We start from the raw sequence: 26,524 nt of genomic DNA, 5'->3' as shown, positions 1-26,524 counted from the left end.
GTACATCGAAGCCTTTTATAATTCAAAACGAATCCATCAAAGTTTAGGGTATCTTACACCTAATCAATTTGAAAAGGTAAGTGCTTAAAATAAATAGATTAAAATTCTACGTTTGTTACTCTAAAAACTTGACTTAACGTCAAAAATGTATCAATATTAAACTAATACACTTTATTATATATTCAAATTATAATGGCTACTCTTCAAATATTTGCTCAGACTATAGGGCACCTCTAATAACTACCAATTATTTCACCAATAAAGTCAACTGGTTAACTAATTATAGATAAAAAGGAAAAGAAATCAAGTATGAATACCTATTCCAAAAGTTTATGTTTGGATATAGACATCAAAAATAGCGCACTATATAACTCAAAATAAATTACCAGAAACAGGAGAAAAACAAGGTACGACAATATACATAATCATTTTAGGTGTGTTGTGCTTGATTGAAAGTATCAAAATCATTATATTAAAAAATAATCTATAATATCTAGAACATCATACTTAAAATAAAAGATAAAGTCCATCATTTTTTTCACTGATGGACTTTATTTTTTATTCAACTAATGATTTTAATTGCTTGGTTAGTTTTTTGGTTAATTTACATTAATTTTCAAGCATTAAACAAACAGAGCTTGAATCTACAACACTTTTAAGTAAAAAGATGTTATAATTAAATTATAGCATATAACTTAGGAGGATTTTCAAATGAAGAAATTTAGTAAAGGTATCATTACTGGTGTTATCGGAACTCTCGCTGCAACTGCTGCTGGCGTTTTCGCTGTCAAGAAAACAATTATTGACCCTGAACTCAAAAAAGAAGAATTCATTAACGAAAATCGTCGTAAGGCTGCACGTAAACGTGTGTCACATTAATTTATATTAACTTGACTAGCTTCTAAGTTAGTTAGGGTGATACGTCTCGACTGCATTAAACGAACCGATTAAAAAAAGGGCTGCCAAAACCATTTGACAGTCCTTTTTTCTTAGCTTATTTTAGTCAGCCAGTTTGTCAGAAACTTTTTCTGCAGCTTCACCAACCTGAGTTGCTGTCTTAGAAACTAACTTGTCTGCTTTGGCAGAAATTTCATCTGCTTTTTTGACCAAGTCTTCTTGCTCTAATTCCAGTTCAAACTCGTCTTCTACTTCTTCTGTTTGTTCAGCAACTGTAGCTGAAAGTTCACTAACTTTATCAGCAAACTTTTCTTTTGTCAGTGCTAAGAAATCTAGAACTTTTTCTTTTGATAATTCACCTGAGTCGATTTTGGCTTTAATATCATCTTTTTTTGCGACTAAAAAGTCTTTTGCTTTTTCAGCTGAAATGTCGCCATTATCGAATTTTTCTCTGATGTCATTATATTTCTCAGTTGAAAAGTCAACCAATTGACCAGATTTTTCATCATAAAAATTAGATGCTGTATCTTTGACTTCGTCAAACTTAGCTTTAGGGTCTTCTTTATAATCTTGATAAAAATCTTTAACGTCTTGACGTAATTTTTTACCTTCTTTTGGTGCTGTCGCCAATGCTGCTGCTGCACCTGCCAAAGCCCCTAAGATTGCGCCTACTAAAAAACCTGTTTTCTTAGCCATTATTTTTCTCCTTTTTGCGATTTTACTTAGTAAAATCTTAAAACTTGACCTTCTCAAACTCTTTAAGATCTAGACTTCGAGTTAACCTAACGTTATGCTCTGCTTTTTTTTCGATTAAAGAATTTACCTGCACCACGTCCCAAGGTAACGATAGCCGTTGCTTTACCTGCATTGGCTGCCTTTCCTTTAAAACGGGTTGCAAAGTCATTACCAGAGCGATTCATTTTTGAAACACTTTCAGATAAATCTGCAACAGCCGTAAAAAGTGGGTCGATTGTGACGATTTTACTATTCACATCGTCAAGCAGGGTATTGGTCTTAGCCATTAACGTATCTGCTTGTTTCAATAGAATGTCTGTATCTTGTGTAACAACTGCAATCGTCCGATTCATTTCATCAACCGTTTTCATAACCTTGACAATTAAAACTACCAAAAATATCACTAAGACTGCTACGGCAACAGCGATGATAATCAATGCTATTTCTCCCATACCTACCTCTTTTCTATATGTGTTACTTTCGTTTTTCTCGATACTCATAACAGCTTAGTCTCGCTAAGCCACTACCATTACCCAGAATGACGATACCTCTATTTGAATTATAGCAAATTACTGCTTATTAAGGAAATATTTGCTCATTTTGTGATTGACTAAAACTAGGATGATGCCGGCTGCGACAAGGACTAGCGATAGAGCTTGTGAGACACGGATTGGACCTAGCATGAGGCTGTCTGTTCGCATCCCTTCAATCACGAATCGCCCTATGCCATACCATACGAGGTAGAAGGCTGCGATATCTCCTGATTTTAGTCCTTTAAGTCGATGGCGTAGGCTCATGACGAGAATGAATCCGATGAGATTCCATGAAGATTCATAGAGGAATGTCGGGGTGCGATAGCTGTTGTCAATATACATTTGATTTTTAATAAAACTAGGTAGGTAGTCTAATGAGTCGACTGCTTTACCAAAGGCTTCTTGGTTAAAGAAGTTTCCCCAGCGTCCCATGGCTTGTGCAACTAAGACGCCTGGCACGGCAATATCTAGAAAATCAAGCGGGGCAATCATTTTGTAGTAAGAAAAAATGAACAGGGTTGCAGCACCTGCAATCAAGCCACCGTAGATAGCGAGTCCGCCATGCCAGATGGCAAAAATCTCAGCCGGATTCTGACGATAAGCGCCAAAATCAAACAAGACATAGTAGAGGCGTGCGCCAATTATTGAGACTGGAAAAGCAATCAAAATAAAATCTAAAATATCATCTGGCTTGATTTTTTTACGTGGTGCTTCTTTCATTGCCAACCAAACAGCCACAACAACACCTGTAACAATACACAAGGCATACCAACGAATTTCAAATGGTCCAAGTTTAAGTGCGATTGGATTAATCGCTAAAAATAATTGTCCCATTTTATGAATTCTTCGCAATCAGATTAGATAGACGTTCTTCAAACATCTTTGTTGCGTCAAAGCCCATATTTTTTGCACGGAAATTCATGACCGCTGCCTCAATAATGACTGACACATTTCGACCAGTTGTAACTGGAATTTTAACTTGTGGGACAGGAACACCTGAAAAGTCAATAGTCGTCTCTCCATTACCGAGACGGTCATAGGTATTACCCTTTTCAAATTTTTCCAAGTAAACGCTCAAATCAATTTGCGAGCTGTCCATGACAGCACCAGCACCAAAAAGACTCATGACGTCAATAATACCAACACCACGTAGTTCAATTAAATGTCGAAGAATTTCGGCTGGTTCGCCCATGACTGTAAATTCATCTTTTTGGTAAACATCAACGCGGTCGTCTGCGACTAACCGATGACCGCGCTTGATAAGCTCCAAACCAGTTTCAGATTTACCAATGCCAGATGAGCCTTGAATGAGCACGCCCACTCCAAAAATATCCATGAGTACACCATGAACGGTTGTCCGCGTTGACAGTTTTTCATCTAAAAAGGCTGTTATCGCACCATTAAGTCGGCTTGTCGGTTCTGTTGATTGTAAAAGGACAGTATCGCGTTTTTTAGCCACGCTAACCATTTCATCTGGAATCGTTAAGCCTCTAGCAACAATTATTGCAGGTGTTGTATCTGTCACAACATTTTTCAGTAAGTCATAGCGATTATCACCAATGACATTTTGAACATAAGACCATTCTTTCATCCCAAAAAGTTGAATCCGTTCTGGCGTATAATATTCTAAATACCCCGTCATTTCCAATCCTGGACGAGTCACATCAGAAGTAGTTATTTCTTTTTTCAATGCGTCTTCCGACGTGTAAATCACATCAAATTTAATTTTTTCAATTAATTCAGCGACTGTTATGACCATAATATTTCCCTTTCTGCACATTCATTTTAGTGAATGCTTGAAACTTGACCTACGCTTGCGCTACGTCCAAGCGGGGGCATTCCTTTTTTAAGGCATTTCCCATCATTCTTTATCTTAACAGATAAAATAAGATTGACTTGTTTTTATTATATCAAAAATTATAAAAAAACGTTCCATCTGTGGTCAGATGAAACGTTATTTTTGTTGATATGTTCGCCTTTAGAATTGTGACCAATCGTCATCATCATCAAAGGGTGTCACATCTTTCATTTTATTTTTTTGTGTTGGCTTGTCTCCAGGCCATTGTGAAAATCCAGAAAAATCCTGTTTATTTTTCCATTCATTTCGAGTTGGTTGCGGCATGACAATTGCTGCGACAATATAAATTAGTAGGAGAGAGCCAAAGCTTGTTAAAGCTAAAACAGCGTAGACAATCCGAACGATAGTAATAACGTCCGAACTCCAACCAAAATACTCACCAAGGCCACCAATCACACCTGAAACTTTTTTATTGGTTCTTGATTTTGTCAGTTGTTTACTCATGGCTTTGATTCACCTCACTTTCATCATCTGGTTTGTTTTCTAAAATTGTATCAAATTTTGAATTATCGACTTCTGGAACAACCGTTGGTTCAGATTGTTCAGTTTTTTCTGGTATTGTTACTTCTGGTGTTTCTGTTACTTCAGCTTGTTCAGTCACTTGTCCTGATTCCGTTTCCTCAGTTTGAGCTGGCGTGACAGGTGCTGTTGCAGTCTCTTGATGCGCTGCTTCACCGTCTTTTAACCAGATACTACCCGTATTGGTTGCAATATCTAAGGTTAAACTGTTGGTCGCTGTTCTGATTAGGGCTGCTCCATTTTTGGTAATTTCTAGTGGGTTATCAAGTGCAATCCGCGTTTTATACTTACCAAATGTTGTTTTGACATAACCAACAACACCAATGTTGTTAGGCACTGAGATTTTGACATCTCCGTTAACATTTTTAACTTTTAGATTTTCAGCAGACATTGATGTTGCTGTAACTAAAATCTCACCATTGACACTGTTAATATCAGCTGTGTCAAAGTTAGTGACTAATTTGAGTTCTCCATTGACTGCTTTAACAGTCACGTGCTCAAAATCACCACCTAAAATACTCAAGTCACCATTTGCTTTTTTTATATTGAGGTCTTGTGCGACAAGGTCTTTAATAACCGTCGTACCATTGACTACATCAAACTTAGCATCTTCAATTTGACTAGCAGCGAGTGTAATTGTCATTTCAACAACAATCCGTTTGCTCTTAACGTTGACAACTAATTCACCTTGGTCAAGTTCAATAATGACATTATCACGTAAGAAATCTTCCAACGCATCTTCTGTCACACCACCATATACTTTATAAGTTGTTTCAATAATCGTTTTCTCGATATCTTTTGTGACAACTGTCACATCACCAGATGTTGCTGAAACTGTGATATCTTTAATGTCACCTTCAAATGCCTTGAAATCTGATTTTGAGACATATTTAAGGCTTGGGAAACCGTTACTGAAATCCACATTATTATCGACAGATTTTTTAGCAGATTGGAAAAGACTTTTCACAAGAGAACCTGCTTGATTGACAAACTGTTTAACCGCTTCTGATGATTCTGTTTGATAACCATCTTTATCAGTTTTTTGTCCTGTCTCATCGCCAGATACTGTTTCTTGATTTAAACCAGCTTTTTCGAGCAATTCAATTGCTTCACTTTCGGTAATGATGCCTTTACGCATCAAATCCATGATTCTTTCTTTTTGATTATTCATATCGTCACACTTTCTTTTTAATTGTTTTTGTGCCGGATGTCACATTAATTTTTTAGTCTGTTGTTCATCGCGATACATTAATTTACCAGAGTTAATTCTGTAGATACTCTTATCTACACCTTTATTATCGCATTTCAAAGCTCAAAAAAAATCAGGCCTAAGTCTGATTTTTCTTTTGAATCCTTATTTCACTTCAAAACCTTCAGCAACTGCATCTGGGAACTCCGCAGTAACGATGCTCGCACAATGATCACAAAATTCTGCTAAATGTGGATTAGCATTTGTGCCAACCGTTTCATCAATTCGACGACAACGTTGACAAACTTCACCACTAGCATGTGCAACCGTAATTGCTGTATCTCCTACTTTTACAGCATTTTCAGGTGCTGCTTGATGAGAGACGATAAATTCTGAGACGATCAGTAGTGTTGCCACATTTTCTGTTTCTGCGACACTTGCTAACAAAACTTTCGTCGCTTCATCTGGATAGACCGTCACGCTAGCCTCCAAAGATTTACCGATGACTTTTTCATCACGTGCCATCTCCAAGGCCTTGTGTACACTCGTACGGAATTCCAAGAATGCTGACCAGAAATCAAGCATTTCCGCTGCATCTGGGATAAGCTCAGCAGATGGCATCTCAGTCAAGTAAGCGTAGGCTTCCTCTTCTTGCTCAAGGTAAGTCCAAATCTCCTCAGCAGTATGCGGTACAATTGGCACCAATAATTTTGTCAATTTGACTAAAACATCATACATGACTGTCTGCATACGTCTGCGCTCAGTTGAGTTTGCTGTTTCAATGTAGACAATATCTTTAGCAAAATCAAGGTAGAAAGCTGACAAAACATTCGTCAAGAAGTTGAAAATCGTCCGGTAAACTTCCATGAAGTTATAGCGGTCATAGGCTTCACGAACAGATTGGATAACTTGGTTCAATCTCACAAGTAAGTACTTGTCTGAACCTTTCAAGTCTTCAAAAACAACTGCATCTTTTGTTTTATCAAAGTCTGATGTGTTGGCAATCAAGAAACGTAGAGTATTTCTGATTTTACGGTAGGCTTCTGATGTTTGCCCAATCAAATCCATTGAGACACGTACATCAGATGTGTTATCAACACTAGCCACCCAAAGCCGAAGAATATCCGCACCGTATTGTTTTGTGACGTCTTTTGGTGCAATCCCATTACCTAATGATTTAGAGAATTTGCGACCTTTAGCATCTTGTACAAAACCTTGTGACAAGACAGCTTTATATGGTGCAATGCCGTTAACCGCAACAGAGGTTGTAATCGATGAGTTGAACCAACCACGGTATTGGTCAGAACCTTCTAGGTAGAGGTCTGCTGGATATGTCAATTCTTCGCGTTGGTTCAGTACACCATTCCATGATGAACCTGAATCAAACCAGACATCCATGATATCCGTTTCTTTCGTAAATTCACCATTTGGTGAGCCTGGGTGTGTAAAGCCTTCCGGCAACAGGTCTTTAGCATCACGTTCCCACCAAATGATAGAACCATGTTCAGCGAAAAGCTGTGCAATGTGTTCGGTCGTTTCAGACGTAATGATGGCTGTTCCGTCTTCAGCATAGAAGATTGGTAGTGGCACACCCCATGCGCGCTGACGGCTGATAACCCAGTCGCCACGGTCGCGAATCATGTTGTAGAGACGTGTTTTACCCCATGGCACAATCCAGTCAACGTTTTCAACTTCGCTCAAGATATTTTCGCGGAATTTGTCAATTGAGGCGAACCATTGTGGTGTGGCACGGAAGATAACTGGTTTTTTCGTACGCCAGTCATGTGGGTAGCTGTGGGTGAAGAATTCAAGTTTCAATAGTACATTGTTTTCTTCCAACCACTCTGTGACTTTTTTATTACCTTCATCGTAGAAGAGGCCTTCAAGTCCTGGTGCTTCATCTGTATAGTAGCCGCGGTCATCAATTGGTGATAGAACGCCAAGTTTGTATTTACGACTGAAGAAATAGTCATCTTCACCATGACCTGGTGCGACATGGACAAGTCCAGTACCAGAATCAAGGGTCACATATTCTGCGTTCATAACTAAAGTATCACGATCGTAGAAAGGATGTTTGGCAACCATACTGTCGAGCTCAGAACCTTTGATTGTTTGTAGGACTTTATAATCTACCCACTCTAATTTCTCAGCAACTGTGTTAAGTAGCTCTGAGGCAATGACAAATTGACGGTCATTAACTGCAACAAGAACGTAATCATAATCAGGATGTGCAAAGATACCCAAGTTTGATGGAATTGTCCATGGTGTTGTTGTCCAGATGACGAATTCTACACCTTCAGGCAAGAGTCCTTTGGTATCTGTTGCCTTGAAAGCAACATAAATCGATGCAGAACGAACATCTTGATATTCAATTTCTGCTTCTGCAAGCGAACTTTCAGATGATGGTGACCAGTAGATTGGTTTAGCACCTTTATAAATATAACCATTTTCAGACATTTGACCAAAAACGCGAATTTGCGCTGCCTCAAATTCCGGCTGCAAAGTGACATAAGGATTTTCCCAATCACCTAAAACACCCAAAGATTTGAAACCTTTGCGTTGCAAGTCTACCTGTGTTAAAGCGTAGTCCCGACACATGCGAAGATATTCAGCACGATCAAGTTCTTTACGTTTGATGCCTTTTTTAGTTAGGACTTGCTCGATTGGCAAACCATGTGTATCCCAACCCGGTACGTAGGGCGCACGGAATCCCGCCATATTTTTATAACGAATAATGATGTCTTTAGAAATTTTGTTCATCGCATGGCCGACATGGATATCACCATTAGCATAGGGAGGGCCATCATGAAGGACAAACGATGGTTTCCCTTCATTTTCTTTCAAGCGATAAGCATAAAGATTAGCTTCATCCCAAGCTTCTTGCATTTTTGGCTCTTTGTTAGGCAAACCAGCACGCATTGGAAAAGCTGTTTTTCCTAGATTCAAGGTTTCTTTAATTTTCATATTCAGTTATGAGCTAACCGTGATATTTCCACAAATTAGCGCATCGCCTCACTTTCTATAATTTCAAATTTTAAATTGACAAAAGTATTCATTTGATGCAAGTACAAAACAGATAAAACAATCCAACTTTAGGGTGTATTCTGAAATCTAACGCAGCAATTGCGACAATGTTCATTTTTTTGGCGCAAGGGCAAGGCAGATGTAGCGACGCAACCTTGGGGTTGTGAGCTGAAATCTAACGCAGCAATTGCGACAAAAAAAGGCCTTCCGTAAGGGACGAAAAGCCGTGGTACCACCCTAATTCACCTGATTACTCAAGCCTCAAAAGTCAGATAAAGTAGACCAAACTATTATTTTTCTCACACTAGGGCTTTCCTACTAAATGGCTAAGCAAGCATGAGTTATAAACAAGGTGATAATCAAAAACGAAGGGATTGCAAGGCTTCCACCATCTCTTGCTCGCTAGATATATTCGTTTGTGACCTGTACTTGTTTTTAAACTTCAGAATCTGTTGTTTCTTTTTCTGAATCAACTGAATCGACTGATTCGGCTGTTTCAAGTGTTTCGATACTTTCTTCGTGTTCTTCGGCATCAAGGATATCTGAGACTTGGTTTACTGTGTGACTAATTTGTACAGTATTGCCTTCATGACTCTCAATAATTTCTTTCAATTTCTCTTCACCGTCTCCGATATAAGTCGCTGTTGGTTTAAGGATTTCTTCCCATTCGTGAGATTTGATACCTTCAAGTTGTGCTTCTACCATCAACATCATACGTTGGTGGTAAATGCGCATTTTCCGTTTTAATTCATCGGTTTCTTTAACCAAACGACGGGCATCGTCTGAGGCTGAATTTAGAATGCCGCCAGCTTCTTTTTTAGCAGATTCCAAAATATATTGTGCTTTTTGACCTGCTTCAGATGTCACGCCATTTGCTTCGTTGATTGCTTGTTCTTTCAAGTTATCTGCGGCACTTTGCGCAACTACGATTGACTTGTTCAACGATTCTTTCATGCCTTCAAAGTATTCTACACGTTCGCGTAGACTTTTCAGTTCACGTTCTTGATCTTTTATCTTTTCAGCAAATGTGTCATAGTCTCGAATAATTAAATCGAGAAAGTCATCAACGTCAGCTTTATTGTAGCCACGCATCTTGGTTTGAAACGTTTTATTTTGAACATCTAAACTATTTAAAGTCATAGGTGCTACCTCCTATTATCATTCATTTTTGTTACCTTAAAATTTGTGACGCAATTATCATAACAAATTTTAATGAGATACATCATCACATCTTCAAAAGTCAATTTACTTTTTGGTTGAGATGATTTGGACTTCGACTCTGACTTTATCTTTTTTCGTTAGCCCGAGTATTTGTCCGATTTTTAATCGGCCAAGACCTCGAATACTGACCAAATCACCAGCAACTAGCTCAAAATCATTTCGCAAGACTTCTGCATAATTGACTTTAGCTTTATTTGATTGTATCAAATTTTGTGCTAAATTGCGAGACATATTGAAGACAGTTGCAATAGCTTTATCTAATCGCAAACTTGATAAAGTAACAGTTTTCGTAACAGCTTGTTCAGTTGTACTCACGAATTTTGTCACGTCAATTTCTCGAATTCTAACACCACTGCGCGCAATTTTATGAATGCTGTCCGCTATCAATGTTGCTAACTTAGCATCCACAAAGACTTGAGCAAAAGTATCATGGACGACGATATCGCCAATTTTAGAGCGTTCAAGTCCTGTCTCACCTAATAAGGTGCCAAGGATTTGTGAATGTTTGAGTGTAACAAATTTGCTGGCAAAGTCAATCTGTAAGCAAGCCAACTCAAAATCAGCATTCTCTAATTGATAATAAGTTGGGGCTAAAATCACCTTCACATACTCTGTTTCAGCGATAGCTGAGCTAGTAAACATCTGAATGTCTGACGCATGTTGCCCCTGCACCAAAGTCGTTAAAATAAAGACTTGTCTCGGATTTAAAAAATCTGTGGTCACTAAGCTGTAGCTGTCAATTACGCTCGTAAGCCAGTCAGAGGCTTTATCAATAAAAGCACGTTCAGTGGGGCGAAAGTGCTGATAAATCGTTTGGGTCATCAGAAAATCATCAACAACAAACGTTGGATACAGTTCAGGGCGATAACGGCAACGACAATTGTAAAGTCGAGTCCGGCAAATTGAAGGGGTAAACGGTCAAAAATCGACAAAAACGGACGAGATAACTGTCCGATAATTCTGCCGACTTGACTATTTCTTAAATCAGGTGCCCAACTTAGTAAGGCATAGATAATCAAAAGCCATTCATAAACAGTAATGAGGCGATACAATAAATATATAATCATCAGTATGTATCCAAACCTTCAAAGTTGCGACCTGCAAGAATGCTTAATTCTTTTTCCGCATCTACTGTCATACCATTTGGTGTGAGTAAGAAAATTTGACCCCCAACATTTTGGATATCGCCATCAAGTGTGAAAACAACACCTGTTAAAAAGTCAATTGAACGACGTGCTTGTTGGTCTCCCATGTTTTTAAAGTTGACCAAGACACTCTCACCATTACGAATCACGCGTGCTGATTCCATAATGTTATCATAAGCAGCTGGTTCTTTAATAGCAATCGTTGGTACGATGCTAGAAGAAACCGGGCGTTGCTGTGATGTTGGACGTGTTGTATTTGCAGCAATGTCGGACTGACGACTTTGCTTACGTTCTGATTTTATTTCTGCTTTAGGTGAAACGTTTGTCACAACTTGCGGGCGTGCTTGCGCTTGCGGTTGTGCTGATGCCTGATTAGGCACTACTTGTGGACGAGCGGTTGGTGCCGACTCTTCCTCTTCTCCTAAATTAAAATAATCTTTTGCTTTCTCAATGTAATCTTTTAAAGCCATTAATTTCTACCTACTTATTTTAGTCATCTCTAACATTTAGAGGCGTTCTTTATTTAAAAAACTTGCTACCAATTCTAACAAAAGTTGCACCGTGCAAAATCGCCTGCTGATAATCCTGACTCATACCCATCGATAGTTCTGTACATGGTATACGAGGTAAATCTTGACTAGCAATCTCTACTTGTAAGCTCTTTGCCTTGTCAAAAATTTCAATCAACTCTGTCTCACTCGCATCAATCGGTGCCATTGTCATTAAGCCAACAATTTTAACTTTTGATAAGTTAGAAATTTCCGGCAAAACATCTGCTAATTCATCTGGAGAAAAACCATGTTTACTAGTTTCTCCTGAAACATTCACCTGTAGGAAACACTTGATGACATGGTCCGCACGTTTTTCAATCTCATGTGCTAACTTAATCGAGTCTAGCGCATGGAAATAATCTACATGGTTAATGACATCTTTGACCTTGCGACGCTGTAAGGTGCCAATTAAATGCCAAGTAATTGGTAAATCAGACAGCTTTTCCTGTTTGTCCAGAAAAAGTTCCGTCCGATTTTCTGCGATATGTGTGATACCAGCTTCAACCAATTCTCTAGCTTTGTCTGCATCAACGTATTTAGTCACACCAATAACGGTTGTCTTGTGCCCTGCCTTTGTATCAGCGGCAGTAACATGTTCCAAAACAGTTGCAAAATTTTCAGAAATTGTCATCGCTTAACGTTTCAAAAATGGTGGGATATCAAGGTCTTCATCGTTTGATGAAGTTGTTGCCCCACCAAAGCTGCTAACACCAGTTGTACTTGTTGGCTCTGACGGTGTTTGACGAACTGTGTTTTCTTTACGAATATCCCAGTTACCAAACGCTGACTCAGGAGCTGAACTTTCAGGTGCTGCTGTCTTTTGACGTGTAGCAAAATTATTATTTGACAAATCAAGGTTTGATGAGCCTAATACACGACGACGAGGTTGTTCAGCAACTGGTGCTGCTGTTTGTGTTTGACGTGTAGCTGCTTGTTGCAAGTCATCTTCAGAAACGCCAGTCGCAACAACTGTTACACGGATTTCATCTTTAAGTGACTCATCAATAGATGTTCCCAAAAGAATGTTAACATCATTACCTGCTGCTTGAATCACTAATTCTGATGCATCTTGTGCTTCAGTCAAACTCATATCCATACCACCTGTCACATTTAGAAGGACATTTTCAGCACCTTCGATTGTTGTTTCAAGTAATGGTGAGTAGATAGCTTTACGTGTTGCTTCAATGACACGGTCTTCACCAGAGGCAGTACCGATACCCATAAGTGCATCACCTTTATTTGCCATAACTGTTTTCACATCCGCAAAGTCAAGGTTAATCATACCAGGATTTGTAATCAAGTCAGTGACACCTTGCACACCTTGGCGTAACACGTTATCGGCTTCTTGCAAAGCTTCTTTCAAAGGTGTTTTCTTATCAACGATTTCAAGCAAGTTATTATTTGAGATGATTAACAAAGTATCTACAGAAGCTTTAAGCAATTCAATACCTTCTGAAGCAAAGTAACCACGTTTTGAACCTTCAAAACCAAATGGACGTGTGACAACACCCACTGTCAAAGCGCCTAAATCACGAGAAATTTGCGCAATCACTGGTGCAGCACCGGTACCAGTACCGCCACCCATACCAGCAGTGATGAAAACCATATCTGCACCTTCAAGTGCTTGTTGAATTGTTTCAGCTGATTCTTCTGCAGCCTTTTGGCCAACTTCTGGTTTTGAGCCTGCACCCAAACCACGTGTTAATTTCGGTCCAAGTTGAATCACTGTATCCGCTTTTGAGGCGCGAAGTGCTTGAACGTCTGTGTTTGCTGCGATGAATTCAACGCCTGAAACACCTTCTTCAACCATTCGGTTGATTGCATTGCCACCAGCACCACCGACACCGATAACTTTTATAACTGCGCCTTGCGTGAGCGCTTCATCAAATGAAAATTCCATTGTTTTATATCTCCAAATTCATTTTTTACCGTAACGAGTCATAAAATTTCAGACTTGACTGCTAAAACTTCTAAACCAGACCCTCGACGGTTCCGTTGAGCAAGATTAAGCAAGCTTATTTTATGTTGTTAACGTCTACTTAATCAAACATACTACCGAAAATATTGCGAACCTTATCAACAAGACCTTCTTTTGGTTCAGTGTCTTGAGCAGGTGCACTCTGTTGTGGTTGTGGTGTAGGCACCGCATACCCCATGTCTTCAGTTGCTTGCGGATAGACATTATCCGCAAAAGTTGCAACAGCAGGCTCATGATACGTCTCAACAATTGGTTCTGAAAAGACTGCATTACCTGCCGCTGCTGCTGTCACCAAAACTTCAATATCAGAACGGCTGCCAACATAATCCACAACTGAAATCACTTGTGCAAAAGTTGGGTTGCGAAGTCCCATTTCGTTTGGTACATAAAGGCGAACGTTGGCACCAATAATTTTTGTTGCCAACTCTGTTACACCTGGCATTGCAGCAGCACCACCTAGTAAGACAATACCTCCAGGCAATTCAAGGCCACGCGAACGCTCTAAGTCTTGGCGAACACGGGAAAAAATTTGCGTCAGGCGCGCTTCAATAACTTGTGATAAATAAAACTCTGTAATTTCAACTGGTTCAGTATGCCCAACGACATCCACAGGGAATTTTTCTTCCTTGCTAGCGCGTTCTGTAGAGGCTTCTCCATAGTTAAGTTTTAAATTATTAGCTTGCTCAAGAGATGTATTTAAAACTGTTGAAATATCTTTTGTAATATAGTCGCCACCTTCAGGAATGATATGAGCGAACTGTAATTCTTGGTCACGAACTGCGATAACAGTTGTTTGACCCGCACCTAAATCGATGACAACAGTCCCAAACTCACGTTCTCCTTCATTTAACACATGATGTGCTAAAGCAAGTGGCGCTATCACGATATTATCAACTTTAAGTCCTGCACGTTCAACTGCACGACGAATATTGTGTACTAATGTTTTAGGACCAGTATAGACTAACCCTTTCATTTCAAGGCGCACACCAAACATACCACGCGGATCTGAGATACCAGAAAAACCGTCAACTGTGAACTCTTTTGGTTCGACAGCGATGATTTCTCTTTCAGGCATCATGCCACGCATGAGGGCGCTAGCAACGACTTGGCTGATGTCGCTTTCTACGACCTCTTTTGATTCGCTATTAATTGTCACCATACCCTGACAGGCATCGACTTCAAGACGATTAGCTGGAACTGCGACATTTAACCCTGTAATTTGGATGCCTGCACGTTCTTCAGCTGCATTTACCGCTTTGCGAATCGCTTGTGCAACTTTCTCAATATCAACAATTGTACCGTTTTTTAAACCGTCAGATTTTGCATTTCCAACGCCGATTATATTCATTTCACCAGAGACGTATTCGGCTACCAACACTTTGATTGTGCTAGTTCCGATATCCAATCCCGTATAAAGTCCACTTTTGGCCATTAAAGTGACTCCTTCCATTATCCATTCATCATTTTCAATTTTAATTATGTAAAAAGTTGCCTAATATCCGATTATCGGCATAAACACTCTTTTTTATTTTAACACAAAATCACAGCAAAACAAGATATTTGCTGTGATTTTCGTTATTTATGCATATTCTTTTAGAGACGCTGTGTTCTTCCTATTGAAAATATAGCAATCGTACCTGTCCCTGTATGTGTAGCAATCGTTGGTCCTAAAGGTGTTAGGGTCACTTCCGTAATCAAATCTGACTGCAGTAATTCCGCTTTCACCTCTTCGGCAACATCAGGCTCTCCAGAGTACCCAATCATGACATGTGGATAAGCCGAGTCAAAATCAGTCAGGGTATTTGCCACTAAGGTTTTCAAGGCTTTTTTCTTGCCTCGGATTTTGCCAACCTGGCGGAGTTGACCTTCAGGGTCAACATCAATAATCGGCTTGATATTAACTAAAGTACCTACGGTAGCTGCAGTTTTAGAAATTCTACCACCACGCGCCAAGTGATACAAATCATCAGCCATCACCCAGCTACGTAAACGCGGTATCAAATCTTGCATCGCTGCCACAACTTCATCTAAACTCGCACCATTATCCCTAAGCTTAACTGCTTCTTTGACCAAATAGCCTTCGCCTGATGCTGCTGCTAAAGTATCAACTGTCGTAATACGGGCTGAAGGTATTTCATCTAAAACAAGTTGTTTAGCCATTTCAGCACTTTGATAAGTACCTGATAAACCTGATGAAAACCCAAGATAAAGCACATCATTTCCAGATTGGATAACTGATTTAAAAATCTCTGAAAACTGACCGACGTTAATTTGCGAGGTAACAGGTTTAGCACCTGCTGCCATTTTTTCAAGCAAAACGTCACTCGTGAGGCGGTCAAGCCCAACGGTTTGATAAGTCGTTTCATCAAGCGTTACGGTCAAGCCTAACATCACAACATCATGCGCTGCAATATAAGCATCCGATAAATCTGTCGTCGAATCTGTGATGATTTTATAAGTCATGGTCACTCCAATTTCGTTTAGTATCTATGCGTTATCTCCGCATCTTTTGTCACTCAATTTCAAACATTAATTTTTTGAGTTCATCTAACTGAGCATCCGCCCAAGAAGTCCGTGGTTTTTGTGTTGTCATTGTCGTGGCATGTCGCGTCAAATCTTGTTTTCTGAGATTCACACGTTCCTCAAGTTCACGCGCCGGGATCCGCATCGCACCTTGTGAAAAAATCACCCATTGCTCAGCCAAATCACTCGTCGCAACATAAACCGTTGTCAAGGCATTATTACATTTACCAGCCAATTTTTCAATGTAACTATCTGCTGTTTCATCTTCTTTTGTAAAAATCACAAGCACATTATGCACATGAAATTTACTCGTCACGCCTGGCACAAACTGAGCATCAAACACACAGATAATTTCTAGTCCCTCAAAACCGGCATAATCTGACAACTTTTTTAGTAGTAAATCACGCGCTTGTTCCAAATCATTATTTTGAAAAAGCTGATGTGTCTCTTGCCAAGCGCCTATCATGTTATAGCCGTCAACAATTAAAAGTTGTTTTTTCATAATTGTCTGCCCTTAACTAGTTTGATTGCCCAAAATTTCTGGCCCACTCATACATCAAAATCCCCGCAGCAACACCAGCATTTAAACTCTGAACATGCCCCTTCATAGGAATCGTAATCATCTCATCGACTTGCTTTTTAATGTTTGACGTAATGCCAGCACCCTCAGCACCGATAATCAATGCAACTTTCCCTTGCGTTTGCCATTTCGCATGCGGCGTCCCATTCATATCCGTACCAAAGACCCAAAAACCCGCTGCCTTCAACTTATCCAAGGTTTGCGACAAATTCGTCACCCGCGCGATTGGTATATGGTTAATGGCACCAGTGGATGTTTTGACAACAACCGGCGTCACGCCGACCGAGCGATGCTTGGGGATAATAACGCCCGAAACACCCGTCGCGTCTGCCGTTCTAAGAATGCTACCCAAATTATGAGGGTCTGTTAAACCGTCAATCACAATGAGCAAAGGATTTTCAGCGTTTTCTGTCAACGCTAATAAATCCGATAGTTCTTTATAGGCATAAGCACTTGTTTTGAGGACAAACCCTTGATGAACACCACCATCCGACATTTCTTTTAACTTTTCCTTGCTAACAAAAGAAATACCGACTTTTTTCTCACTTGCCAACGCCTTTATTTTATCAACATTTTTGCCACGCAAATCGTCTTGAATATAAAGTTTATTGCCTAAATTTTCGGTCAACGAATCTACGACAGCGTGAACGCCGTAAATCGTGTCATTAATGTTTTCTGTCTCGTTAAAGTTTTCCTGATTTTTTTTCATATTCCTATTATAGCAAATATTAAGCCACAATGTTTAATACACCCTTTATCAACTTAAAAATCCCACGATAATATAGCTCTCATGACACGATTAACGCTTTCTATTTATCTTATTTTAATTTATAATAAATTAAACCAAAAAAGTGAGAGGTAGAAAATGAAAAACATAAGCAATCATTTTGGTGTGTATGGCGTTTTTATCAAGGATGATAAACTACTCTGCATTAACAAAACGGCTGGCCCTTATCAAAATAGATATGACTTACCTGGTGGTAGCCAAGAGGTTGGTGAAAGTTTATCTGAAACACTTGTAAGAGAAGTCAAAGAAGAAACCGGTTTTTCAGTGATAGGTTATGACAACAATAGAATTTACGACGCCTTCGTCAAACCATATGATGACGTAAAGACAGTACACCATATTTTTGCTGTTTATGATATCGAATTAGATTTTGAAAATCCAACAACCATTCCAAGTCAAGTCATAGATGGCGACAACGACTCTGATGGTATAACTTTTATTGCATTTGATACGATTAATGATTCTAATGCTTCACCATTAGTTTTAAAAATTGTAGATGAACTTCATGAAAAAGAAGGTTACTTAGACAGAAGTGATTTTTTAGATTGGCACATCAAAGCTTAGATACTTCAAACTAATAAAGTCGCTTAAAATTAAACCTAACAGTTTAACTTTAAGCGACTTTTCAGACATATGCCTTTAAAATGGGTACATCCTTTTTTTCTTACTTTGTTCTAATCAATAACTATTTAAAATTATTATCGTCAAAATCAGCACCCAACTACTACATAAAATTCTGCGGTTCATTATCAATGATAATCCGCAGTTTTTTATTTTCAGGTACTTGCGTTAAATCCAAAACTTGATTAAGTGCTTGTGCTAAATTGGCTTCGAAACGATATTTAATCAGCAGTTGATAGTGATATAAATTATGCGTCCGAGCGATGGGTTTTGGAATAGGACCCAAAATGCGTGCTTGCTCTGATAAATTTGCCTTAAGTAATGCCATGATTTCATAGGATTTTTTAACGACTTCGTCTTCATCCTGATGAGATATGACGAGCTGTACGGTATAAAAATAAGGAGGATAATTCAACTTCCGTCTAAAGTCCATCTCTAGCTGATAAAAGTCTTCATAGTCTTGCGCTTGCGCTAAACGAATGGCGTAATGTTCTGGGTTAAAGGTCTGAATCAAGACTTCGCCTTTTTTATCTGCACGACCTGCACGACCTGCTACCTGAGTCAGTAATTGGAAGGTGCGTTCAGATGAGCGAAAATCGGGTAAGTTCAGAGCTGTATCAGCATTTATAACGCCAACCAAAGTAACGTTTGGAAAATCAAGGCCTTTGGCAATCATCTGCGTACCTAAAAGAATGTCAGCCTCACCGGCGCCAAAGCTTGACAAAATCCGCTCGTGGGCGCCTTTTTTCTTAGTGGTATCAACATCCATCCGCAAAATCCTAGCCTCTGGTAGGAGTTCTGATAACTCTTCCTCAACTTTTTGCGTGCCACTACCGTAATACCTAATTTTCTTGCTTTGACAATTGGGACAAGTATGAGGAATACCTGTCGTGTGCCCGCAATAATGACAGTTCAAGGTTTTAGTATCCATGTGAAGGGTTAACGAAATGTCGCAGTTTGGACATTCTGGTACAAAGCCACAATCCCGACACATGATAAAAGAGGAATAGCCACGCCGATTAAGCATGAGGACGACTTGCTCTCGTTTCGCTATTTTTTCAGAAATTTTATCAAGTAAAACTTCTGAAAAAGAGGCTGACTTGTCATTCAAGTGCTTGCGCATATCGAGAATTCTAACCTCAGGAATTTCAGCCTGATTGTTGGCACGTTGCGTTAGATGCAAGAGTTGATACACATTTTTCTGCGCTCGTGCACGCGTTTCAAGGCTAGGCGTCGCAGAGCCTAAGACCAACGCCGCACCATGATACTGCGCACGCCATATCGCAACATCTCGCGCATGGTAGCGAGGATTGCTATCTTGTTTATAACTGGTTTCATGTTCTTCGTCAATAATGATAGCACCTATGTTGTGCAAAGGCGCAAAAATTGCGGACCTCGCCCCAACAACAACCTTAGCTTTTCCAGATTTGATTTTGCGCCATTCATCATACTTTTCGCCATCGGATAAGCCCGAGTGCATGATTGCCACATGCTCACCGAAACGCGCGATAAAACGATTGGTCATAAGTGGCGTCAGAGAAATCTCCGGCACTAACATAATCGCCGTTTTGCCTTGCTCAATCATGTGTGCAATGACTTGTAAATAAACCTCTGTTTTACCAGAGCCGGTCACACCTTCTAAAAGAAATGGTTTATCTTGTCTATCAATAATCGCCTCATAAGCGGCCGCCTGTTCAGAATTTAAAACCTTATGTTCATCTGAGGCAACGGTCTCAAAATAAGCTTGAGCCCGAGAAACCTCAATCTCTGTTAGACTCAAAACACCTTCTGATACGAAAAATTTAACAACTTCTCGTGAAAAAGCCTTGACTAAATCTGTGTAATCCCAGATACTTTGTGCGACATGGTTTTGTTCTTGTAGAAACGTTTGTAGCGCCAAGCGCTTTTTAGCACGAGCAGAGATTGGTAACTCATCTAACTTTTGCTTGTCAGCCAACGTTAACCGTTTCTTAGTCTTAATGGTTTCTTTAGACTGGGCAACATACTGAACTGAAATTTTACCTTCACGATGAAGTTTCATCATGACAGCCTGTTCACTTTCATCCAAACTGGAGAAATGCAAAGCCTGATTACCATTAAAATACTGTTTAAAGATGCTTTCATCCTCTGTCGTTAAAACTTTATCATAAGACGAATTGAGTAGATTAGGTAGCATGGCTTTGAGTATCGATATTTTATAAGAAAAAACCGTTTCTCGCATGGCATCAGCTAAAGCAAGTTGTTCAGCATTCAACACTGGCTCAAAATCTAAAACTTCGGCAATTGATTTCAGTTCTTGCCCAGTCGATTCCTGTGATACTTCAACTTCAAAGCCGACAACAAAACCTTGCATCAAACGGTTGCCTCGACCAAATGGCACATGAACACGCATGCCTATCTGGATTAAGGTAGCAAGTTCTTTTGATATCAAATAAGAAAATGGTTTATCTGTTTGCATTGTCGGTACGTCGACAATCACTTGCGCGATTTTTTGAGACATAGCAACTCCTTTATTGCATTTTAAACAAGGCAGTAATTGATGCTTACAATCCTTACCTCCGCATGCTCGGATTTAGTAAAAGAAAAAACTGCTAAAGCAGTTTTTATTTTACTCAGCAGCAGCGTCTACTTCAACCGCGGCAGGTGCTGCTGGTGTTTCTACTGCCGCCACAACTGGCACTTCAGTAACACCCTTATCTTTACGTTGTTTTGCTTCTTCTTCTGCTTGTTCTTTAGCAATTTGCTCTTTGATTTTACGCTCTTCATCAATTTTACGCAAACGTTCCAATTCACGTTTTTCTTTCAAAGCCGTGCGTTTTGCTTCAGGTGCAGGGTGAATGCTAACATTACCTTCTGCCAATTCTTCCAAGGCTTGCAAAGTTGGTTTTACAGATGAAAATGATTGCGTCGCAGCTTCACCATCACGCAATTCATGAGCGCGTTTTGCTTCTAAAACAACAAGTGAGTATTTTGAATCGACTTTGTCTAACAAGACATCGATTGACGGTTTTAACATCATAATTTGATAACCTCTTTATCATTTATAATTCTAGTTTCTCAAGTTAACTATCTCATATATCGATCGCTAACGGAGTCACAACAGTTCAGGATTTAATTTTTAACTCGCAGATAAGCTTACGTCTTATAGGTAATCTAAATACAATCGCTTATTTACATGAATGGCATTATTTGATTTTTTGTGTTGCAGCATCCAGCATTGCTTGATAGCGACCAATCACACGGTCCACACGGAAGTGTTCTGCCTCTACGATTTTTTTCACGCGTTCAACAGCAAGTGGTACTTCATCGTTAACAACAGCGTAATCATATTCACTCATGAGTTTGATTTCTTCACGCGCTTTTGCCATACGCTCATTAATCACTTCGAGACTATCCGTACCACGACCGCTTAGACGATCACGTAATTCATCCAAATCTGGCGGAGTCAAGAAGATAAAAACACCATCTGGCACTTTCTCCTTGACCTGTAAAGCACCTTGCACTTCAATTTCAAGAAATACATCCTTGCCTTCATCCAAGGTTTTATTGACATACTCTAAAGGCGTACCGTAGTAGTTACCTACATATTCCGCATATTCCAGCATCTGACCAGCCTTGATTTTCTCTTCAAACGCCTCACGCGTACTAAAAAAGTAATCTTTACCGTCAATTTCACCCGGACGTTGTTTCCGTGTCGTCATTGACACTGAATATTCAAATTGATGTTGGCTCGATTCAAAAATCGCTGCCCTTACAGTTCCTTTTCCGACCCCAGAAGGCCCAGAAAAAACAATTAATAATCCACGTTCTGGCATGTTTGCACTCTTTCTTTCAGAGAATCACACAAAAAAATTAACACTTTTCGTGCGTTCATTTAGTTATTTTTACATTTTACCATAATTTCTTTAATTTGAAAAGGTGCTTGACTGATTGAAACGACTAAACTGTGATTTCTAAAACCGACTTAGTTTCCCACTCTATCATCAAAAACAGCGGTTTTAAAAAAAGTACTCCGCCACAAAAGAGAAAGACAACTTATTTTTACCAATTTCGTATTGTTTTGGCAAAAGAATACCGATTTCGTACAAAAACATCACTATTCTTACCAATTTCGCATTGTTTTGGCAAAAGAATACCGATTTCGTATTGTTTTCAATGCATCACATTCTTGTTTTAAAATTTTGAGGAAAATGACACAAAAATAGGCTATGAACGATTTCTATTAACATTAGAAATCGTTCATAGCCTATTTGTGGAGAGATTTTTATCCCTACGTCTTTTTTATTTGGCGTAATCAATCGCGCGAGTTTCACGGATAACGGTTACCTTGATATTTCCTGGGTAGTCCATATCATTTTCAATTTTTTCTTTGATGTCATGAGCTAGAACTGTCATTTTATCATCTGACAATTTAGCTGGATTGACCATGACACGAATTTCACGACCAGCTTGCAGCGCGAAAGATGTCTCAACACCATCAAAGCCATTTGAAATTTCTTCCAAGTTTTGTAGGCGTTTAATGTAGTTTTCAATTGATTCACGACGGGCTCCTGGACGAGCAGCAGATAAAGCATCCGCTGCCGCAACCAATACTGAGATATTATTTGTTGGCTCAGTATCACCGTGGTGACTGGCAATCGCATTGATCACGACTGGATTTTCCTTATATTTCTTGGCCAATTCAGTTCCGATTTCAACGTGACTACCTTCAATTTCATGGTCTAGCGCTTTTCCGATATCATGTAAGAAACCGGCACGCTTAGCCAAGGTAACATTTTCACCCATCTCACCAGCAAGATTACCAGCAAGATTAGCTACTTCAATCGAGTGGTTGAGCACATTTTGACCATAAGAGGTTCTGAAATGTAAACGACCCATGATTTTCATGAGGTCAGGATGCAGCGTGTGCGCCCCAACTTCAAAAGCAGCTTGCTCACCGTATTCACGAATTTTGCGGTCCAAATCTTTACGATTTTTCTCAACCAATTCTTCAATACGTGCTGGATGAATGCGGCCATCTTGGACCAATTGTTCCAAGGTTAAGCGCGCAATTTCACGACGAATCGGATCAAAACCAGATAAGATAACAGCTTCTGGTGTATCATCGATAATCACATCGATACCTGTCAAAGCTTCAAAAGTCCGGATGTTACGACCTTCACGACCAATAATCCGTCCCTTCATGCCATCATCAGGCAGTGTCACAACACTTACCGTCTGCTCACTCACGAAGTCTCCTGATACCCGTTGCATCGCCAATGTGATAATATTTTTGGCTTTTTTATCTGCTTCGGCTATCGCTTTATCTTCACTCGTGCGAATCAGTTGTGCCATTTCTTTTGACAAAGATTCTTTAGTTTGACTCAGCACAATTTTTTTTGCTTCATCATGGCTCAGACTTGCAATCCGTGCAAGCTCCGCAGCCTTTTCTGCTTCAATTTGCGACAATGCTTCTTCGCGCTTGTTGAGCGTGTTAGTTTTGTTTGATAGATTTTCTTCTTTTGAATCTAAAGATTGTTCTTTACGCGTTAAAGTATCATCCTTACGATCAAGGATTTCTTCACGTTGTTTCAAACGTTTCTCAGTTTCTTTTAACTCAGTACGAGTTTCTGCAAATTCATTTTCTATCGACTCACGACGTTTTTGACCCTCTTCTTTCAGCTCTAAAATCTTTTCTTTTTTCAGATTTTCAGCTTCTTTTTTCAGGTTTTCAGCCTCGGCCTTAGCCTGTCTTGTGAGTTCATTCGCTTTACTTTCAGCATTTTCAATTAAACTCTGGCTATCTGCCTGAGCACTTTTTAATTGAGCGTTGCGGAAAACAAAGCCAATTCCTAATCCAATCAACAAGGCAATGATGAAGGTGCCAGCAATAAGTACTCCAATCATTGATTTCCTCATTATTCTAATATCAGATCATCGTTAAAACCTCTATCTTAAAAGAACGTTTAAAATTCAATTTATCCATCAGTCTGCTAGCCTGAAGTATCCTTCAAACCCTTGCTAAAAATGACTTATTATAAATTTTTAAACATCTTCGTTACTATATCAGTTTTAGGGATGCCTAAAAAAATTCGTAGTTTTAAGCAGTAGCTTAACACATACGAATTCATTATACCATATTATAAGATATTTCACAAAAGCGAACGCAGAATATCAACTTTATCTAATTTTTCCCATGGTAACGCGACATCAGTTCTACCAAAATGACCATAAGCAGCTGTCTGACGGTAAATTGGGCGCTTGAGATCTAACATTTTAATAATCCCAGCAGGACGAAGATCGAAGTTTTCACGAATGGCTGTGATTAAGCGCTCTGATGAGACTTTCCCAGTACCAAATGTATCCACATGAATCGAAATCGGGTGGGCAACACCAATCGCATAACTAAGCTGAATCTCAGCTTTTTCAGCAAGACCTGCAGCAACAATATTTTTTGCAATATAGCGTGCAGCATATGAGGCTGAACGGTCAACTTTCGTCGCGTCTTTACCTGAGAAAGCGCCACCACCATGATGCGCATAGCCACCATAAGTGTCGACAATAATCTTACGACCCGTCAAACCTGAATCCCCTTGAGGACCACCGATAACAAAACGACCTGTCGGATTGATGAAATATTTTGTTTTATCATCTAATAACTCAGCAGGAATCACTGCTTTAATGACTTTTTCGATGACATCCGCATGAATTTGATCATTGGTCGCCTCAGGTGCGTGCTGTGTTGAAATGACAATAGTATCAATGCGTTTTGCAACATCATTTTCATCATATTCGACAGTGACTTGACTTTTAGCATCTGGACGTAAGTAAGCAAGCTCACCTGATTTACGTAAATCAGCTAATTTTTTCACTAATTGATGCGACAATGAAATCGCTAATGGCATATATTCTGGCGTTTCTTTACTAGCAAAACCAAACATCAAGCCTTGGTCGCCTGCGCCAATTAAATCTAGCTCATCTTTTTGCTCAGTCTCACGAACTTCCTTAGACTCATTAACACCTTGGGCAATATCTGGTGATTGCTCAACAATAGACGGATGAACGCCAACTGTTTTATAGTCAAAACCAAAGTTAGCATCGGTATAGCCAATCTCTTTGATCGTATTTCTGACAATTTCGTCAATATTGACATAAGCTGTCGTTGAAATTTCACCAAACACATGAACAGAACCCGTGTAAACCACTGTTTCAGCAGCAACGTGAGCATCTGGATCTTGCGTCAGAATCGCATCAAGAATCGCATCCGATATTTGATCGGCGATTTTATCTGGATGTCCTTCTGACACACTTTCGCTGGTAAATAGATTTTTTTCTGACATAATTTTTTCCCCTACTTTTCTAGTTTTTCGGTTACAGGAAACGGTTTTTGGAAAATTAAGAGGTACTCTTAAAAACCACCTTCGGAAAGTAACACTCCTATTCTACCACGTCCAACTTTTTTTCGCCATCATTTCTGGCTAATTCCGTGATATAATTTAAGCATGATTAAAAGAGAAACGATTCTAGCCCAAAATCCTTGGCTAACAGACGTATCCGTCGTAGCTGAAACCACCTCAACACAAATTGATGCCAAAAATGACCTAGTCGACAAAAAATTATTCATCGCAGATATGCAGACACAAACGCGTGGTCGCTTTGGTCGGCAATATTTTGCCTCCAATGGTGATGGCATCTATATGTCACTTGTCCTTAAAATATCGGAAGACGTCAAAGACTATACCATATTAACAGCTGCTGCCGTCCTTACAGCTATCGAAAATTTAACGACAAAAAAACCACTAGTCAAGTGGGTCAATGATATTTATTTAGACAATAAAAAAATCTGTGGCATCCTAGTCGAGCATCTGCTATCAAGCAACTCAATTATCATCGGTGTTGGCCTAAATTTTAATATTGAAAACTTCCCTATTGCCTTAAGAGAAAAAGCAGGCTCTCTCTTTACAAATGAAACACCTACCATCACACGTGACGCATTAATTGCTGAAATCTGGTCACAATTTCACCTGTTAAGTAGCAGTCAAGATTTTTTCAACATCTATAAGTCACATTCTTTCATCCTCGGCAAAACAGTCGAATTTGAAGAAAACGGTCGCACCATTATTGGTACCGCGACTGATTTAACAGAAACTGGCGAGCTAATTGTCAATTCTGACGGCCTAGTCAAAGTCCTATCTTCTGGCGAAATTTCTCTAAAAAAATGGCTCTGATACCTATCAATGGTGTCAGAGCTTTTTTTGGCTCTATAATAAATCGTGTGGGAAAATTTCCCAGGCGATTTTTTTGCATAAAAAAATCCTTCCTTCTATAATGTGAGTTACTAAGCAACACAAAAGAGAAGGAAAGACATGTTTAATTATATCTTA

General features: G+C 39.3%; 25 protein-coding genes and 1 pseudogene. 4 read left to right on the top strand and 22 right to left on the bottom strand.

All coding sequences use genetic code 11. The features are described from left to right. On the top strand, positions 1–88 hold an 88-nt coding region (locus HZR21_RS09770; protein WP_139949446.1), incomplete at its 5' end, for an IS3 family transposase. 623 nt (positions 89–711) lie between these two features. After that, a complete protein-coding gene (locus HZR21_RS09765; RefSeq protein WP_003138468.1) occupies positions 712–879 on the top strand; it encodes a DUF3042 family protein in 168 nt (55 codons plus the stop codon). A 120-nt stretch (positions 880–999) separates the two neighbouring features. Here the strand turns inward: HZR21_RS09765 and HZR21_RS09760 are convergent, their stop codons facing one another. From HZR21_RS09760 to rlmB, 17 genes and pseudogenes are all read right to left on the bottom strand, one after another. Beyond that, the gene (locus HZR21_RS09760) at positions 1,000–1,593 is read right to left on the bottom strand and encodes a YtxH domain-containing protein (RefSeq protein WP_180747482.1); all 594 of its coding nucleotides are present in this window, start codon (positions 1,591–1,593) and stop codon (positions 1,000–1,002) included. 92 nt (positions 1,594–1,685) lie between these two features. Further along, complete coding sequence (locus tag HZR21_RS09755; RefSeq protein ID WP_003138466.1) at positions 1,686–2,084, bottom strand: DUF948 domain-containing protein; 399 nt, start codon at positions 2,082–2,084, stop codon at positions 1,686–1,688. A gap of 117 nt (positions 2,085–2,201) precedes the next feature. Then, positions 2,202–2,999 carry a prolipoprotein diacylglyceryl transferase gene (gene lgt / locus HZR21_RS09750; RefSeq protein WP_180747481.1) on the bottom strand — a complete coding sequence of 266 codons (798 nt, stop codon included), beginning with the start codon at positions 2,997–2,999 and terminating at the stop codon, positions 2,202–2,204. Position 3,000: 1 nt separating this feature from the next. After that, positions 3,001–3,924, bottom strand: a complete 924-nt coding sequence (gene hprK, locus HZR21_RS09745) for an HPr(Ser) kinase/phosphatase (protein ID WP_180747480.1) — start codon at positions 3,922–3,924, stop codon at positions 3,001–3,003. Between the two features lie 219 nt (positions 3,925–4,143). Beyond that, the gene (locus HZR21_RS09740) at positions 4,144–4,467 is read right to left on the bottom strand and encodes a PspC domain-containing protein (protein WP_180747479.1); all 324 of its coding nucleotides are present in this window, start codon (positions 4,465–4,467) and stop codon (positions 4,144–4,146) included. Then, positions 4,460–5,713 carry a DUF4097 family beta strand repeat-containing protein gene (locus HZR21_RS09735; RefSeq protein WP_180747478.1) on the bottom strand — a complete coding sequence of 418 codons (1,254 nt, stop codon included), beginning with the start codon at positions 5,711–5,713 and terminating at the stop codon, positions 4,460–4,462. The genes HZR21_RS09740 and HZR21_RS09735 overlap by 8 nt, the downstream gene beginning before the upstream one ends. A gap of 183 nt (positions 5,714–5,896) precedes the next feature. Beyond that, complete coding sequence (gene ileS / locus HZR21_RS09730; RefSeq protein WP_180747477.1) at positions 5,897–8,695, bottom strand: isoleucine--tRNA ligase; 2,799 nt, start codon at positions 8,693–8,695, stop codon at positions 5,897–5,899. A gap of 495 nt (positions 8,696–9,190) precedes the next feature. Further along, entirely contained in the window at positions 9,191–9,895 is a 705-nt protein-coding gene (locus HZR21_RS09725) for a DivIVA domain-containing protein (protein ID WP_180747476.1), read from the bottom strand. A gap of 105 nt (positions 9,896–10,000) precedes the next feature. Then, positions 10,001–10,798 carry a YlmH family RNA-binding protein gene (locus HZR21_RS09720; RefSeq protein WP_003138456.1) on the bottom strand — a complete coding sequence of 266 codons (798 nt, stop codon included), beginning with the start codon at positions 10,796–10,798 and terminating at the stop codon, positions 10,001–10,003. Beyond that, the gene (locus HZR21_RS09715) at positions 10,798–11,043 is read right to left on the bottom strand and encodes a YggT family protein (protein WP_031366141.1); all 246 of its coding nucleotides are present in this window, start codon (positions 11,041–11,043) and stop codon (positions 10,798–10,800) included. Before HZR21_RS09715 ends, HZR21_RS09720 begins: the two co-directional genes overlap by 1 nt. Further along, positions 11,043–11,591 carry a cell division protein SepF gene (locus HZR21_RS09710; protein WP_180747475.1) on the bottom strand — a complete coding sequence of 183 codons (549 nt, stop codon included), beginning with the start codon at positions 11,589–11,591 and terminating at the stop codon, positions 11,043–11,045. Before HZR21_RS09710 ends, HZR21_RS09715 begins: the two co-directional genes overlap by 1 nt. Before the next feature lie 49 nt (positions 11,592–11,640). After that, positions 11,641–12,303 (bottom strand): YggS family pyridoxal phosphate-dependent enzyme, encoded by a 663-nt coding sequence (locus tag HZR21_RS09705; RefSeq protein ID WP_180747474.1) that lies wholly within the window; start codon positions 12,301–12,303, stop codon positions 11,641–11,643. A 317-nt stretch (positions 12,304–12,620) separates the two neighbouring features. Beyond that, positions 12,621–13,572, bottom strand: a pseudogene (gene ftsZ / locus HZR21_RS09700) (cell division protein FtsZ); the annotation flags it as partial. A gap of 139 nt (positions 13,573–13,711) precedes the next feature. Next, positions 13,712–15,082, bottom strand: a complete 1,371-nt coding sequence (gene ftsA, locus HZR21_RS09695; protein ID WP_180747473.1) for a cell division protein FtsA — start codon at positions 15,080–15,082, stop codon at positions 13,712–13,714. A 161-nt stretch (positions 15,083–15,243) separates the two neighbouring features. Next, on the bottom strand, positions 15,244–16,113 hold the full coding sequence (locus HZR21_RS09690) for a DegV family protein (protein ID WP_180747472.1): 870 nt from the start codon (positions 16,111–16,113) through the stop codon (positions 15,244–15,246). A 49-nt stretch (positions 16,114–16,162) separates the two neighbouring features. After that, positions 16,163–16,675, bottom strand: coding sequence for an NYN domain-containing protein (locus tag HZR21_RS09685; protein WP_003138446.1), 513 nt, complete (start codon positions 16,673–16,675; stop codon positions 16,163–16,165). A gap of 16 nt (positions 16,676–16,691) precedes the next feature. Further along, complete coding sequence (gene rlmB, locus HZR21_RS09680) at positions 16,692–17,462, bottom strand: 23S rRNA (guanosine(2251)-2'-O)-methyltransferase RlmB (protein ID WP_180747471.1); 771 nt, start codon at positions 17,460–17,462, stop codon at positions 16,692–16,694. Between the two features lie 156 nt (positions 17,463–17,618). Here rlmB and HZR21_RS09675 point away from each other — a divergent pair, with 156 nt between their 5' ends. Beyond that, complete coding sequence (locus tag HZR21_RS09675) at positions 17,619–18,104, top strand: NUDIX hydrolase (RefSeq protein ID WP_180747470.1); 486 nt, start codon at positions 17,619–17,621, stop codon at positions 18,102–18,104. 160 nt (positions 18,105–18,264) lie between these two features. Here HZR21_RS09675 and HZR21_RS09670 read toward each other — a convergent pair whose 3' ends face one another. From HZR21_RS09670 to metK, 5 genes are all read right to left on the bottom strand, one after another. Continuing rightward, the gene (locus HZR21_RS09670; RefSeq protein ID WP_180747469.1) at positions 18,265–20,661 is read right to left on the bottom strand and encodes a primosomal protein N'; all 2,397 of its coding nucleotides are present in this window, start codon (positions 20,659–20,661) and stop codon (positions 18,265–18,267) included. Between the two features lie 108 nt (positions 20,662–20,769). Beyond that, positions 20,770–21,180, bottom strand: a complete 411-nt coding sequence (rpoZ, locus tag HZR21_RS09665) for a DNA-directed RNA polymerase subunit omega (protein WP_180747468.1) — start codon at positions 21,178–21,180, stop codon at positions 20,770–20,772. Between the two features lie 166 nt (positions 21,181–21,346). Beyond that, positions 21,347–21,976, bottom strand: coding sequence for a guanylate kinase (gmk, locus tag HZR21_RS09660; protein ID WP_003137362.1), 630 nt, complete (start codon positions 21,974–21,976; stop codon positions 21,347–21,349). A gap of 466 nt (positions 21,977–22,442) precedes the next feature. After that, positions 22,443–24,047 (bottom strand): ribonuclease Y, encoded by a 1,605-nt coding sequence (gene rny / locus HZR21_RS09655; RefSeq protein WP_180747467.1) that lies wholly within the window; start codon positions 24,045–24,047, stop codon positions 22,443–22,445. Positions 24,048–24,292: 245 nt separating this feature from the next. Further along, a complete protein-coding gene (gene metK, locus HZR21_RS09650; RefSeq protein ID WP_003137357.1) occupies positions 24,293–25,480 on the bottom strand; it encodes a methionine adenosyltransferase in 1,188 nt (395 codons plus the stop codon). A gap of 162 nt (positions 25,481–25,642) precedes the next feature. Here metK and HZR21_RS09645 point away from each other — a divergent pair, with 162 nt between their 5' ends. Beyond that, complete coding sequence (locus tag HZR21_RS09645; protein WP_180747466.1) at positions 25,643–26,368, top strand: biotin--[acetyl-CoA-carboxylase] ligase; 726 nt, start codon at positions 25,643–25,645, stop codon at positions 26,366–26,368. The last annotated feature ends 156 nt before the right edge of the window (positions 26,369–26,524 follow it).

Origin of the sequence: Pseudolactococcus laudensis (assembly GCF_013449735.1) — a bacterium.
Taxonomy (GTDB): Bacteria; Bacillota; Bacilli; order Lactobacillales; family Streptococcaceae; genus Pseudolactococcus; species Pseudolactococcus laudensis.
Note: the sequence above shows the minus strand (reverse complement) of the source record. Positions and strands in the feature narration are given on the sequence as shown.